Annotated in this window: 10 protein-coding genes; 1 reads left to right on the plus strand and 9 read right to left on the minus strand. The window is 68.0% G+C overall.

All coding sequences use genetic code 11. The annotated features are described in order from the left end of the window. Window positions 1-44 precede the first annotated feature (44 nt). Window positions 45-1,973 carry an ABC transporter ATP-binding protein/permease gene (locus ACFOPH_RS20475; RefSeq protein ID WP_379737093.1) on the minus strand — a complete coding sequence of 643 codons (1,929 nt, stop codon included), beginning with the start codon at window positions 1,971-1,973 and terminating at the stop codon, window positions 45-47. A gap of 289 nt (window positions 1,974-2,262) precedes the next feature. Then, the gene (locus ACFOPH_RS20480; protein WP_379737094.1) at window positions 2,263-4,704 is read right to left on the minus strand and encodes a TonB-dependent receptor plug domain-containing protein; all 2,442 of its coding nucleotides are present in this window, start codon (window positions 4,702-4,704) and stop codon (window positions 2,263-2,265) included. A 207-nt stretch (window positions 4,705-4,911) separates the two neighbouring features. Here ACFOPH_RS20480 and ACFOPH_RS20485 point away from each other — a divergent pair, with 207 nt between their 5' ends. Beyond that, window positions 4,912-6,117: a M48 family metalloprotease gene (locus tag ACFOPH_RS20485; protein ID WP_379737095.1), complete on the plus strand. Its 1,206-nt coding sequence runs from the start codon at window positions 4,912-4,914 to the stop codon at window positions 6,115-6,117. A gap of 36 nt (window positions 6,118-6,153) precedes the next feature. On the opposite strand, the gene ACFOPH_RS20490 is transcribed toward ACFOPH_RS20485, so the two are convergent. The 7 genes from ACFOPH_RS20490 to ACFOPH_RS20520 all read right to left on the minus strand — a co-directional run bounded on the left by ACFOPH_RS20490 (window position 6,154) and on the right by ACFOPH_RS20520 (window position 14,363). After that, complete coding sequence (locus tag ACFOPH_RS20490; RefSeq protein ID WP_379737096.1) at window positions 6,154-6,933, minus strand: spermine/spermidine synthase domain-containing protein; 780 nt, start codon at window positions 6,931-6,933, stop codon at window positions 6,154-6,156. A 55-nt stretch (window positions 6,934-6,988) separates the two neighbouring features. After that, window positions 6,989-8,308 (minus strand): sensor histidine kinase, encoded by a 1,320-nt coding sequence (locus ACFOPH_RS20495; RefSeq protein ID WP_379737097.1) that lies wholly within the window; start codon window positions 8,306-8,308, stop codon window positions 6,989-6,991. A 77-nt stretch (window positions 8,309-8,385) separates the two neighbouring features. Further along, a complete protein-coding gene (locus tag ACFOPH_RS20500) occupies window positions 8,386-9,729 on the minus strand; it encodes a sigma-54-dependent transcriptional regulator (RefSeq protein WP_379737098.1) in 1,344 nt (447 codons plus the stop codon). A gap of 54 nt (window positions 9,730-9,783) precedes the next feature. Then, complete coding sequence (locus ACFOPH_RS20505; protein WP_312548333.1) at window positions 9,784-11,016, minus strand: ABC transporter permease; 1,233 nt, start codon at window positions 11,014-11,016, stop codon at window positions 9,784-9,786. A gap of 9 nt (window positions 11,017-11,025) precedes the next feature. Then, the gene (locus ACFOPH_RS20510; protein WP_379737099.1) at window positions 11,026-12,336 is read right to left on the minus strand and encodes an ABC transporter permease; all 1,311 of its coding nucleotides are present in this window, start codon (window positions 12,334-12,336) and stop codon (window positions 11,026-11,028) included. Between the two features lie 10 nt (window positions 12,337-12,346). After that, window positions 12,347-13,063 (minus strand): ABC transporter ATP-binding protein, encoded by a 717-nt coding sequence (locus ACFOPH_RS20515; protein ID WP_379737100.1) that lies wholly within the window; start codon window positions 13,061-13,063, stop codon window positions 12,347-12,349. A gap of 34 nt (window positions 13,064-13,097) precedes the next feature. After that, complete coding sequence (locus tag ACFOPH_RS20520) at window positions 13,098-14,363, minus strand: efflux RND transporter periplasmic adaptor subunit (protein WP_379737101.1); 1,266 nt, start codon at window positions 14,361-14,363, stop codon at window positions 13,098-13,100. Window positions 14,364-14,432 lie beyond the last annotated feature (69 nt).

Below are 14,432 nucleotides of genomic sequence, written 5' to 3' on the forward strand. Positions count from 1 at the left end.
TGAGTCACCGGGCACGCTCGAGGCGGAGATTTAACCGCGCTCGCTCAGCGTGCCGCAGCCGCCATCGCAGCCCCCGGCTGCACCAGCTGCAAGTTAGCAGCCCCGCCTCGCACCGGTGTCGCCGTCTCGCCAAACTGATATGCCCCCGCCTCGTGCATTTCCCACGCGCCGTCCCCCAACAGGCGCAGCACATGGGTATGGTGGCGCAGTACGGCGGCGCGGTGCGCGATGCTGATCAGGGTGGTGCCGTTGGCGCGCAGGCGCGCATACAGCGCGGCTTCGTTGGCGCTGTCGAGCGCGCTGGTCGCTTCGTCCAGGATCACGATGCTCGGCTTGTGCACCAGCACGCGGGCGAAGGCCAGGCGTTGCTGTTCGCCGACCGACAGCAGCTTTTCCCAGTCGTGCACGGCGTCCAGGCCGCCCATCCGTTCGGTCAGGCGCGGCAGGTGCACCTCTTCCAGGATGGCCAGCAGCTGGGCGTCGCTCAGGTCGGTGTGCGCGCTGGGATAGATGAGCTGGCTGCGCAGCGTGCCCGTTTGCAGGTAAGGCTGCTGCGGCAGGAAGAAGAAGTTTTCCTGCGGCGGATGATGGATCACGCCGCTGCCGGTATTCCACAGGCCCGCGATCGCGCGCAGCAGCGAACTTTTGCCGCAGCCGCTCTCGCCGGTGATGAGCAGGGCGTCGCCCGGCTTCAGGCTCAGGTTCAGGTCCTTGATGAGCACCCGGTCCGATTGCGGCGGGTGCAGGGTCAGGGATTCCAGCGCCAGTTGCGCACCCGGACGCATCTGGATGCGCGGCTGCGTGCTCTCGGCGGCCGGCGCTTGCGCTTGCGGTTCCGGCAGCATCAGCCTGGACAGGGCCTGCAAGCGGTCGATGCCGGCCACGAAGCGGCTCAGGCTCTCGAAGTTATCGACGATCAGCCCCACGGCGGCCAGCACGGCGGTAAACGCTCCCGCCGCCTGGACCGCCCGGCCCACTTCCAGTTCGCCCGACAGGACGCCCTGCGCCAGGATCACGAAGGGCAGCACCAGGGTGAGCTGGCTGAAGGTGCGCTGGAACAGGTTGAGCGAGCACTGCTTGCGGATCAGCTGCCCGAAATTCTGGATGACCTGCTCGAACTTGCCGTCGATGTGCGCGCGTTCCTGGGCTTCGCCGCGGTAGAAGGCGATCGATTCGGCGTTTTCGCGCAGGCGCATCAGGCTGAAGCGGAAGTCCGCTTCGCGCCGCAGCTGCCGGAAGTTCAGCTGGATCAGCGGGTTGCCGTAGATGTAGAGGGCGACCACGGTACCCGCCAGCGCGTACACGGCCAGCACGCCGACCAGCACCCGCGAGATCGACCACAGCACGGCGCTGAACGCCACCAGTTGCATGATCGAGCCCAGGAAGATCAGCAGGAAGTGGATGGAGCGACCGGTAAAGGTGTTGATGTCCTCGCTGATGCGCTGGTCGGGGTTGTCGATCTCGCTGTCGCCACGCAGGCGATAGTATTTGCGCCCGTTCAGGTAGCCGTCGAGGAAACGGCCGGTCAACCAGCGCCGCCACTGGTTGGCGAAGCGGTCGCGCATGTAGTAATAGAAGGCGTAGACCGGTATCGCGAAGGCCAGCACCAGCAGGCAGGCGCGCACCGAGGTCCAGAAGCGGTCGCCGTTCCTCGCCGCCAGCGCCGAGGTCATCTCGCCGGCCTGGTCGTTCAGCATGACCGCCAGCTTGGTCTCGACCAGCATCAGCGCGATCAGCAGCAAGAGCAGGGTCCAGGCCGTCCTTTTTTCCTCGCCCAGCCAGTACGGTTTCGCCACATTGACGAACTGCTTCCAGGCCGCGAGCGACAGCGGCGCTGCGCGGCGCCCCTTGCCCTGTGCCGCGGGAGTGTCCCCGGAAGTGGCGCCGCTGGCGGCGGAGGTCGGCGCAGAGGCAGGCGCGAGCTTAGGTGCGAGCTTAGGTGTGAGCTTAGGCGCGAGGGTAGGCGTAGTCATGGTCATTCGGTATCGGTGATCGCCTGGGTTTCCAATGCCCGGCGCGAGCGATGTCGATGATCCCGAAGAATGTGCAGGAAAGCGTGCCGGAAGGCGTTCCGGAGCGCTGCATGCCCTCGCTCGTGCCGTCGTTCCACGGCCGGGCGCATGGTATTGCCCGAGCCGTACGCTCAGCATACGACCGGGAATCGGGCTGTTCCGTTCGAAAACGGACATAGCGCTCGCTGCCCTTTCTGAACAGGCCAGGGCGCGGTCGCTATTGAAACGGCAGCGTCAGCGCTGCCGGTATTCAGAACGCATATTCGGCGCGCGCATACATGGTCCGCCCGTTGATCCCGAACGGGCAGGTCTCCCAGCAATGCGTGAAGCCCATCTGCGGGAAGGGCGCCGCGCGTTGCGGATCCCAGCGCGTCGGATAGGTGTCGAACAGGTTGTTCACGCCAGCCGAGAAACTGAGCGCCTTGCTGAGCGCATAGCGGCTAGAGAGGTCGAGCAGCCACTTCGCTTTCCAGGTCTGGATGAAGGGCGCCGTGAAGCCCTGGCCCTGCACCTCGCCGTAGTAGTTGGCGCGCAGGTTCGCGTTCCAGGCGCCGCGCGAGAAGTCGGCCGCCACCACGTGGTGCTGGCGCGGCTGGCCGCGTTCGATCAGGGTCACCTGGGCGTCGTCGAACAGCTGGGCGCCGGTGAGAACGGCCGATTGCGAATGGCGCGACTTCACTTTCGTCCTGTTCAGGCCCAGCTGGCCGGACAGCACCAGTGTGCCGCCGGCGACGCCGCGTGTCGTGTGTTCGGCGACGATGTCCAGGCCGCGCGTCTCGGTGTCGATCGCGTTCGTGAAAAACTGGGCCTGGCCGACGCGCAGCGGCGCGAGGATGGCGCGGATCGGGCAGGCCGCGGGCGTGGGGCAGGCGCCGCTCTCGGGAGCGATCGTGCTGGAGAAGACGATGCGGTCATCGATGTCGGTGCGGTACAGGTCGGCCGTGATGCTGAAGTTGGGCGCCGGACGCAGCACGATGCCGGCGCTGGCGCTGCGCGAGGTCTCGTCCTTCAGCGGTGCGATGCCGAAGGCGCGGGTGACGGCGCTGCCTTCGCGCGCGGTGAGGGTGTCGGTCAGCACGCCGGCGCCGTTCAGGTTGGTCGATACCGAGCTGTAGAACTTCTGCTGCACCGACGGCGCGCGAAAACCCGTGGAGGCGCTGGCGCGTAGGCCGATCGTGCGGCTCGGGTCGTAGCGCGCGATCAGCTTGCCGGTGGTGGTGCTGCCGAAGTCGGAATAGCGCTCGCGCCGCAGGGCCGAACCGAGCGTGAGCCGGTCGCTCCACTTGTGCTCGGCGTCGATGTAGAAGGCGGTGTTGTGGCGGCCGTCGTAGACCTGGGTCGCCGGCGTGTAGCCCGGGAAGCCCTGGATGCCGGCCTGGGCGATGCCGCCGTGCTGGTCGCGGATGACCAGCGCCGGGTTGTTCGTGCGGCCGTACTGGTAAGAGGCCGGTTCGCCGGCCTCGATGCGGTAGCTGTCGCGCCGGTATTCGAAGCCGGTGCCGATGAAGATCGGCTGGCCGGCGAAGCGCACCGAGCCCTTGAAGTCGAGGTTGAAGGTCGACTGGTGGAAGCCCAGCGTGCCGGTGTAGGCCGCGAAGGGCGACTCGCATTTACACGGGTTCTCGTACCAGTAGCTGACGTTGATCGAGTTGCGCTCGTTGAACACCAGTTCGCTGCGGCCGTGGTTGAAGCTGGCATCGTATTTCCAGTCGCCGGCGAGAATGCCGCGGTAGCCGACCGCCAGCGAGGCGTCGCGCACCTCGGTGCGAATCTCCGGCAGGAAGCCGTTCGGGTACACGGCCGGCACGTTGCGCGCATCCTCGCGCGGACGGAAGAAACCGGCCGCCTCGCCGGTGCGTTTCGACGCGCCGCCGAACAGGTACAGTTCGCCGCCGCCCAGCGGCAGCGCGGCGTTGGTCCACAGGTAGCCGTCCTTGGCGCGGCTGTCGCCGATGCGCTGGGTCACGCGCGCCGGCGTCACGCGCAGGGTATCGAGGCCGGCGCGGTTGGTTTCGCCGCGCTTGCGCGCTTCCATCGCCAGCGACAGGTAGCCGCCGTTCGAGCCCAGCGCGAAGCCGTGGTAGGCACTGGCGCCGTAAGTGTCGCCGTCGCCCTCGGAGGTGGTGCCGGCGCTGGCGCTGACCAGGCCCTTGCCCACGCCTTCCTTCAGCACGATGTTGATCACGCCGGCGATCGCATCCGACCCGTACTGGGCGGCGGCGCCGTCGCGCAGCACCTCGATGTGGTGAATGGCCGACATCGGGATCGCATTGATGTCGGTGCCGGCCGAGCCGCGCCCGACCGTCTGCTGCACGTTCACCAGCGCCTGCTGGTGGCGGCGCTTGCCGTTGACCAACACCAGCAGCTGGTCCGGCCCCAGGCCGCGCAGCGTCGCCGGGCGGATGATGTCGGTGCCGTCGCTGATGAAGGTGGTGCTGAAATTGAACGAGGGGTCGAGCTCCTGCAGGGCCTTGCCCAGTTCCAGCGTGCCGGTCGAGGCAAGGTCCCTGGCGCCCACCAGCCCCACCGGCACCGAGGTGTCGAGGGCCGAGCGGGCGGCGCCGCGCGAGCCGACCACGACGACCGTCTGCGTGTCCGCATCGCTCGCCGCGGCCGTTTGTGCTTCTGCATGGGGAAAGGCGGCCAGCAGCGCAGCGGCCAGCAGGGTGGGGTGGAAGGTCGGGTGGGGCATCGTGATTCCTTATTGAAAACGGTCATTGACCAAGGAATCTTGCTCGCGGTTACTCTGCTGGACTTGAGCTAAGGCAATACCAGCCGGAGAACACTTCATATTGTGTCGAACCGGCAACACCTAGTTGAGCTAACTGTACGTTTCCTTTTGACAATAATGTAGAGTTGTCTAGTTGTAATTACAAACGGACAATCGAAAGGTCAGGAAATGGATTTGGTGTACAAAAACGAGAAGACACTGTTCGTGCTGATGCTGGTGCTCTCGCTCCTCGTCTGGGCCGGGCTGGTGCTGGGCCTCGGCTGGGCGGTGCTGAGCTATGCGCTGATGTTCTTCCTGTTCTACTGCTTCGCGCAGTCGGCGCTGATTTCCTATATCAAGGGCACCGGCGTGCGCATCACCGCCGAGCAGTTTCCCGACCTCGACCGCCAGATCCTGGCCTGCTGCGCCAAGCTGGGCCTGGAGCGCGAACCCGAGGCCTACCTGCTGCAGATGGGCGGTTCGCTGAACGCCTTTGCCACCCGCTTCCTGGGGCGCGACTTCCTGGTGCTGTACACCGACGTGGTCGATGGCCTGCACGACAATCCGGATGCGCTGAATTTCTACATCGGCCACGAGATCGGCCACATCAAGCGCAAGCACCTGAGCTGGGCGACCGTGCTGCTGCCGGCCTCGATGCTGCCGCTGGTCGGCGCCGCCTATTCTCGCGCCCGCGAGTACACCTGCGACCGCCACGGCCTGGCGGCCTGCGAGCAAGCGATCAACGCCGAATTCGGCATGGCCGCGCTGGCGGCCGGCGGCAGGCGCTGGCGCACCATGAACAAGAGCGCATACATCGAGCAGTCGCGCGAGACCGAAGGCTTCTGGATGTCCTTCCATGAGCTGGTCGGCGACTACCCCTGGCTGGTCAAGCGCATGGCCGCGGTGCGTGCCCTGGCCGCCGGGCAGGAAGTACAACAGCCGCGCCGCCACTGGCTGGCCGCGCTGATGGCCCTGTTCGTGCCGCGCATGGGTGCCGGCGGCGCAGGCGGCGTGGTGGTGCTGGCGGTGATGGCGGGTATCCTGGCGGCGGTCGGTATCCCGGCCTACCAGGCCTACCAGCAGAAGGCCGTGGTGGCCAGTGCCTATGCCGCCGGCCAGGGCGCCAGCGCCAAGGTCGAGGCCTATCTCGTCGAGCACGGCAGCATCCCGACCCTGGCCCAGGCCGGCGTGCAGGCCAGCGCCGGCGCTCCCGCCGTGCGCGAACTGGAAATCGACCCGAAGAACGCGACCCTGCGCGTGCTGACCAGCATCGAGACGAAAGAGGGCGCCGGAGTGCTCGTGTTCGAGCCTTCGATGGACGAGGAGAAGAACATCTCCTGGGCCTACAGCGCCGAAGGGATCATGCCGGATGCGCTGCCCGAAGATTGCCGCTAGAGCACCTGAAAAACCTCATGGCGCTCTAGAACCCAGCTACTCTTGCTGGTCGCGCATCCACTCCTTCAAGCCATTGACCCAGTCCTTGGCCGGCAGGTTGTAGCGCCGTTTGATCTCGCCGGCGCGCTCGTAGAGCACCGAGAAATCGATCTCTGGTGCGTTCTTGAAGGCGAGGACGACGATGTTCGCGTCGTGCACCTCGGGCAGCCATACCACGGCGTCGAACACCTCGCGCATCGCGTCCAGGTTCCTGTCGTAGCAGGAGATGTCGCCGAACACGTTTGTGATCATGATGCCGTCCCGGCCCAGGCAGTCGAAGCAGGCTTGATAGAACGCCGGCGTATCGAACACCGGCCCGCGCGCCTCCTCGTCGTACAGGTCGACCTGCAGCACGTCGACCTTGCCGTGGTTGGCCGGGTCGAGCACGAAGTCGAGGGCGTTCATCTCGCGCACCTGCAGGCGCGCGTCGTTCGGCGGCAGTTCGAACAGGGCGCGGCAGATCGCGATCACGTTCGGGTTCAGCTCGGCCGCCGTCACCTTCGCTTCGGGAAAGCGGCGATGGCAGAACTTGGTGAGTGCCGCGCTGCCCAGGCCCAGCTGCACGATGTGCCGCGGCGCGTCGAGAAACAGCATCCAGGCCATCATCATCTGCACGTAGGTCAGCTCGATCGCATCCGGACGCGCCAGGCGCATCGCGCCTTGCTCCCACGAGGTGCCCAGGTGCAGCGAGCGTACGCCGTCGAATTCGGTGATGGTGGCGGGAGGATGGCCCGGCTGGGCGAAACGGGGATCGAAAGGAGGGGGCTTGCTTGGCATGGCGGGATCGGCGGTGATGAAGGCCGATCTTACCAGAGCCGCCGCCGACGGCGCGTCAGGTCGCCGGCAGGAGCAGGGTCACCACCAGGCCGCCGCCCTCGCGGTTGGCCAGCAGCACGCGCCCGCCGTGCGCCTCGGCGATCTCGCGCACCAGCGCCAGGCCCAGGCCGGTGCCGCTGCGCTTGGTCGAGTAAAAGGGCACCAGCGCATTGGTCAGCACCGCTTCGCTCATGCCGCTGCCCCGATCGAATACGTCGATGCGCAGCATGTCCTGGACGCGCCGCACCTGCAGTTCCACGTCCTCCGGCCGGGAGCCCGATTCGTGCGCGTTCTTGAGTAAATTGAGCAGGGCCTGCTCCATCTGCGCGGTGTCGAATTGCGCGGCTTCCTCGGTCAGTTCGCCGGTCACGCGGAATGCGACCTGCGTTCCCAGGCGCGCCACCAGGGCCGGCCAGGGACAGCGCTGCAGGCGCGGCGAGGGCAGCTTGGCGAAGCGCGCGTAGCCGAGGATGAAGCTTTCCAGGTGGCGGGTGCGCTCGCCGATGGTTTCCAGGATCTGCGGCAGGCGCTCGGTCTGGCCGCGCCGCACCAGCTCCGCGCCCGAGTGGGCCAGCGAGGCGAGCGGCGCCAGCGAGTTGTTCAGCTCATGGCTGATCACACGGATCACCTTTTTCCAGGTCTGCACTTCCTGGCGCCGCAGCTCGGCCGTCAGGTGGCGCAGCAGCAGCAGTTCGTGGCGCCGGCCGTTCAGGCTGAAATGGCTGCGCGCCAAGTGGTAGACCTCCTCTTCTTCTCCTTCGCCGGCGGTGAACAGGCCGTCGCCGCCGCGCGCCAGCGCTTCCTTCAGCGCGGGCGACGCCTCGGCCAGCAGCGCGTCGAGACGGTGGCCTTCGAGCTTGCGGCCGTCGGCCAGCAGCTGGCGCGCGGCCAGGTTGGCGTAGACCACGGCCGCGCCGCGCTGGGGCGCATCGGCCAGCAGCAGCATCGCCACCGGCGTGTTCTGCACCATGGTGTCGAGCAGCAGCTCGCGCTGCACCAGGTCGCGGCGCTGCTCGCGCAGCACGTGGCCAAGCGCGTTGTGGGCAGCGATCAGGTCGGCCAGCTCGTCGTTCTGCGGCCAGTGCAGGCTGAAGGAAAAGTCACCGTCGCGGTAGCTCGTCACCGTGCCTTCCAGCGCCCGGAACAGCGACAGGATGGGCTGCACCTGCGAGCGCACGGTGATGATGGCGGTCGGCACCACGCAGGCCAGGCAGAGCGCGAACACCAGCAGCGGGCGGCCGGGGAAGTAATGGTCGAGCGCGAGGGCGATCAGGATGCCGACCGCGAGCAGGGTGCCGACCAGGGCGGAGAAGCGGGTGACGAGGGAGAGGCGCATGGGTGTGTGGATTCGAAGCGCGAAGGGAGCGGCCGTGCCAGCGGCAGTTGAACGCGTGGGCAGGAAACCTGCCCACCCTACGGCCGGGCGATGCCCAGGCGCTCCATGCGCCGGTACAGGGCCTGGCGCGACAGGCCGAGTTCGGCCGCGGCTTGCGCGACCACGCCGCCGGCACGCGCCAGCGCGCCGGCGATGGCGTCGCGGTCCGGTTCCGCATCGGGTGCCTGCGCCGGAGACGAAACGGCCGCCACCGGCAGCCCGAGGTCGGCCGCGCGGATCACGTCGCCCTGGGCCAGCAGGTTGGCGCGCGCCATCACGTTCTTCAGTTCGCGCACGTTGCCGGGCCAGGCGTGGGCCAGCAGCGCGCTCTCGGCGCCGCGGTCCAGGCGCCTGCCCGACGCCAGGAAGCCGTTCGCCAGGGGCAGGATGTCGCCCGGGCGCGCCGCCAGCGGCGGCAAACGCAGCTCGATCACGTTCAGGCGGTAGAACAGGTCCTCGCGGAAGGTCCCCTGGCGGATCATTGCCGCCAGGTCGGCGTTGGTGGCGCTGATCACGCGCACCTTGACCTGGCGTTCGCGGTTCGAGCCGAGCCGCTCGAAGCGCCCGGTCTCCAGCACGCGCAGCAGTTTCATCTGCCCGGCCAGCGGCAGGTTGCCGATCTCGTCCAGGAACAGGGTGCCGCCGTCGGCCGCCTCGAACTTGCCCTCGCGCGCCCTGGAGGCGCCGGTGTAGGCGCCGGCATCGGCGCCGAACAGCTCGGCCTCGATCAGTTCGGACGGCAGGGCGCCGCAGTTCAGCACCACGAAGGGGCCGTCCTTGACTTGCGAATTCGCCTGGATGATCTCGGCGATGCGCTCCTTGCCGGTGCCGTTCGGGCCCGTGATCAGGACCGGCACGTCGGCGCGCGCCACCTGGCAGGCCAGTTGCAGCACGCGTTCGGTGGCCGGGTCGGCCCAGACCAGGCCGCGCAGGTCGTACTGGCTTTCCAGTTCGCGCCGCTCGCGCCGCTCGCGTCCGACCCGCTGCAGCAGCGCGCGGTTGGCCTGGCCGAGTTCGACCAGGTTGGTCACGGTCGCCAGCAGGCGTTCGTCGTTCCAGGGCTTGGGCAGGTAGTCGGCGGCGCCGGCCTTGACCAGGTCGACCGCCGCATCGAGGTGGGTCCAGGCGGTGAGCAGGATCACCGGCAGGTCCGGGTACAGCGCGCGGATGCGGCGAAACAGCGCCACGCCTTCCTCGCCCGAGGTCGTCTCGAGCGTGAAGTTCATGTCCTGGATGACCAGGTCGACCGGTTCGCGGGCCAGCACCGCCAGCCCTTCCTCGGGCGAGGCCGCGTGCAGCGCCGCGATGTCGTGCAGCGAGAACAGCACGTCCAGGGCGACGCCGACGGCGGCGTTGTCGTCAATGATGAGTACGGTGGGCATGGGCGCTAGCATAGCATTGGCGGGTAACCATCAGGTACTGCGTCAGGTACTGCATCAGGTACTGCGGGTGGCCAGCGCCGGCGAGGTGCTGGCCGCGCGCCAGGCCGGTCCGTACACGGCCAGCACGCCGAGCGCCCACAACAGGATGGCGCCGCCGCCGAGGTAGCCGAGCGGCAGGCGCGCCATCTCCAGCTTGCTCACCAGGAGCTGGTTCAGGCCGACGCCGAGCAGCACGCCGCCGAACACGCCGGCGCTGGTGATCAGGAAATTCTCTGTCAGGAAGTAGCGCAGGATGTCGATCCTGCGTGCGCCGAGCGCGCGCCGTACGCCGATCTGCTTGCGCCGCTGCGTGACCCAGAGGCTGGCCATGCCGACGATGCCGCTGGCGGTGATCAACAGCAGCAGCACGCTGACCGTCACCAGCATCCACGACAGTGCCATGTCGGCGCGGTAGCGCGACTTGCGCAACCCCTCGACGGTGCGGGTCTCGAGGATGACCGGCGTGGCGGACGACTTGCGCAGGACCGCCTCCGCTTCGCGGATCACGCGGTCGCGCTGCCCCGGTTCGGTGCGGATGGTGAAGGTATAGGCCTGGTTGCTGCCGTACAGGCGCACCGGTGCGATGCTCGAGAGCTCGCCGCGCGCGCTCACCTCGGCGCCATGGCTCTGCAGGCGCTCGACCACGCCGACCACCCGCACCTCCATCGCGTCTTCGCCGGTGCCGAAGTACATGATCCTGCCGACCGCGCCCTGGCCCGGCCACAGCTTCGCGGCCAGGGCCTTCGACAGGATCACCACGTGCGGCACATCGTTCTTGTTGATGTCGATGTCCTGGGCTTCGCCGGGCAGGAAGTCGCGCCCTTCGACGATTTTGAGGCCCCAGGCCTTGACCAGCGAGTCGGGCGAGAAGTAGGCCGAGGAGGGCGAGGACTCGTCGGTCTGGCGGCGGTCGAGCGCGACGCTGTTGTTCCAGCCCGACTGCGACATCGGCACCTGGTTGACCTGGGCCACGGCGGCCACGCCCGGCACCGCGCGCAGCAGCTCGCTTTCGCGCTTCATCGTCGCCAGCTGCTGCTCCGGGCCGTCGCTGGACAGGTGACTGACGTCGATCTTGAACACCGCCGTTTCATCGGCGATGCCGCTGGGGCGGGCGGCGGCGGCGCGGCGTTCGCTCACGATGTGCACGGCATTGGCCAGGATCGCCAGGCTGAGCGCGACCTGCAGCGCGACCAGGATCGCGCCGGTCTTGTTGCGCAGGAGCGCGGAGAGGATGGGACGGATTTCCATGATGGCTCCTTATTGCGACTTGAGTTGGATCGCCGGCGTCACCTGGCAGGCGCGCCAGGTCGGGAACAGCCCGGCCAGCACCGCGGCCAGCACCGACAGCAGGAAGGTGAATGCCAGCATGGTCAGGTCCATGCGCGCCACCGCGGCCGCTTCCCGGTTCTGCATGCCGATCAGGGCCAGGGCGCCGAAGGCCAGCAGCAGCCCGAGCAGGCCGCCGGCCAGGCCGATGACGGCGCTCTCGGTCAGGAACTGGCGGAAGATCTCGCGGCGCGAGGCGCCCAGGGCGCGGCGGATGCCCACTTCGCTGGCGCGCACCGAGAACTTCGCCAGCAGCAGGCCGATGGTATTGACCAGGCACAGCGCCAGGAAGCCGAAGGCCAGCCAGACCGACAGTTTGTTGTCCTTGCCGACCACCTTCTCGTGCTCCATCCACTGGTTGACGTCGTACAGCTCGGCCGGCGTGCCGCGGCGCATGCGGCCGAGCTTGCGCTGCTCGGCGGCGTAGCCGTTCAGGTAATCGTGCAGCGCGCCGCGTTCGACGCCTGACGCGGTCTCGAACCAGAACTGCAGCCAAGTGCATTCCGAGCGCATGACGCCCTGGAAGCCTGGCTCCGGACGCGCGCTGCAGCTCATGCCGCCGTTGCGCGAGGCTTCCAGGCGTACGGCGGTGGCGAGCGGGATGAAGATTTCTTCGCGCACGCCGAAGTAGTCGCCGCCGACCAGCTTGTAGTAGCGCGGCTGCGGCTCCCAGTCGTCGACCACGCCGACGATGGTGAAGGGCTGGCCCATCACGTTCAGGCGCTGGCCGACCGGGCTGGCGGCGCCGAACAGCTTTTCCGCCACCTGGCGGCCGAGGATGGCGACGTTGGCGCCGCGCGCGTCGTCGGCTTCGCTCCAGGGCTGGCCGTGCAGGAAGGGCACTTCGAACATGGCGAAAAAGTCGCGCGTCGGCGCGATGCCCGGCGCGGTGAAGGCGCCGATGTCCTTGCGCAGCGGCTCGACCGAGGGCGCGATGCCGTACAGCGCGGTGCGGCGCACGCCCTGGCGGCTTTTCAGGAGGTTCATCGCATCGGTGTAGGTGACCTGCTGCTCGTCCGACGGCGTGCCGGGCACATAGCCCTCGGCCGGCTGGACGTCGAAGATCGGCACGAACAGGCGGTCGCTCTTGTGCGGGATCGGGTCACCCGACATCATGTGCAGGATGGTCAGGGTCGAGACGCTGGCCGCCACGCCGACGGCCAGGGTCAGCACCATCAGGGCGGTCAGCGCCGGGTTGCGGCGCAGGGTGCGCACGCCGAGCTTGATGTAGTAGGCGAACATGGGACGCTCCTCAGACCGCGGCCTGGGCGTTGCGCTCGCCGGCCAGCGTCGGCCCCTTGCGCACCAGGTCCGACACCTGGCCGTCGATGATGTGCACGTTGCGGTGGGTGCGCACGGCCAGCTCCGGATCGTGGGTGACCATCAGGATGGTGGTGCCGGCGGCGTTGATCTCCTCCAGCAGTTCCATCACGCCGCGCGCCATTTGCGTATCCAGGTTGCCGGTCGGTTCGTCGGCCAGCAACAGTTTCGGCGAGCCGGCCAGCGCGCGCGCGATCGCCACGCGCTGCTGCTGGCCGCCCGACAGCTCGGCCGGGAAGTGCTTCATGCGCGAGGCCAGGCCGACTTTCGCCAGCGCGTCCTCGATGCGTTCCTTGCGCTCGGCCTTGTTGAAGCCGCGGTAGCGCAGCGGCACGTCGACGTTGTCGAACAGGTTCAGGTCGGGGATCAGGTTAAAACCCTGGAAGATGAAGCCGAGCTTCTCGTTGCGCAGGCGCGAGCGCGCATTGTCGTCCATGCCCTTCACGTTCACGCCGTCGAGGATGTACTCGCCGCTGGTGAATTCCTCGAGCAGGCCGGCGATGTTCAGGAAGCTGGTCTTGCCCGAACCCGAGGGGCCGGTGACGGTCACGAACTCGCCCTGGTTGACCTGGATCTCGAAGCCGCGCAGCGCGTGGGTCTCGATCATGTGGGTGCGGTACACCTTGGAGAGGTTGGTCATGCGCAGCATGGGATGTCCTTTCAGGAGGGTTCTGGTTCTGTTGTCAGTTGATGGAGACGCTCGCCGCGTTCTCGAATGCGTCGGTGCCGGCGACGACGATCCTGTCGCCGGGCTTCAGGCCGGACAGGATCTCGACCGCCGAGACGCTGGTGGCGCCGATCCGGATCGGCGTGCGGGTGGCGACGCCGTCGCGCACCACGTAGGCGAAGCGTCCGCCCTCGCTCTCGACGAAGGGGCCGCGCGCCACCATCAGCACGTTCGGCTTTTCCTCGATCAGGAGGCGCGCCGTGACGCGCTGGCTCTGGCGCAGGCCTTGCGGCTGTTCGCCGTCGAAGCGCACGCGCGCCAGCACCTGGTTCTTCACCACTTCGGGCGAGAGCGCGGTCAGCTTGCCGGTGGCCGTGCCGGCGGGCAGGGCGATCTCGGCGTTCATGCCCCGGCCGAGGTCGGACACGTAGGTCTCGGGCACCTCGAGTTCGACCTCCAGGCGCGACAGGTCGACCAGGGTCATCAGGGGCGCGTTGGCGGCCACCATCATGCGGTTCTGGACGTTGAGGGTGCCGATGAAGCCGTCCACCGGCGCACGCACGGTCAGTTCGTCGACGCGGCGCTGTGCATTGGCCATGGCCAGGCACGCGCGCTCCATCTCGCCGGTCTTGGTGCGGATCGCCAGCGCCACGTCGTCGCCTTCCAGGTTCGCCGCCTGGGCCGCGTGGCTGGCGCGGATCTGGGCCGAGTTCAGCGCGTCCTTCGCCTTCTGGTAGTCGATCTTGGCAATGATGCCGACCTGGCCCACGCTGTCGTAGCGTTCCAGCGTGCGCTGGGCGGACAGGCGCTCGATCTCGGCGGTGTCGGCTTCGCGCTGGGCCAGCAGTTTCTGCTTGCGCGACAGGATCTGCTGGCGCGCCACCTCGGCCTTCAGTTGCTCGTAGGTCGACTGTTCGCGCTTGAGGGCGTCGGACAGGTCGGGCGACTCGAGCACGGCGAGCACGTCGCCCTTCCTGACGGTGTCGCCGGCGGCGACCTTCAGGTTGACGATGGCCGGCGCGGTGGCGAACAGGGTCGGGCTGACGGCGGCGACCACGCGGCCGTTGACCGAGGCGTCGCGCACCAGGGTGCCGCGGCCGACTTCGGCGATGCGCAGGCGGCTGGCGCTGACCGAGCGCTCGCTGGCGCTCCAGTTCGAAAGCAGTGCAATGGCCACCGCGGCCAGCGCGACGGCGGCGCCGACCAGCAGGGCGCGGCGCTTGGCCTTTTGCGCCGGCGGCGGCGTGAGCAGGGCGTCTTGCAGGGATGTATCGCGGATCATGGTGTGTCCAGTAACGACGTTGGTGCCGTCGTTATTGCACGATCCGTGCCAGGCGCTAAGTGCTTGATT

Origin of the sequence: Massilia haematophila, from assembly GCF_042647645.1 — a bacterium.
GTDB lineage: Bacteria > Pseudomonadota > Gammaproteobacteria > Burkholderiales > Burkholderiaceae_D > Telluria > Telluria haematophila.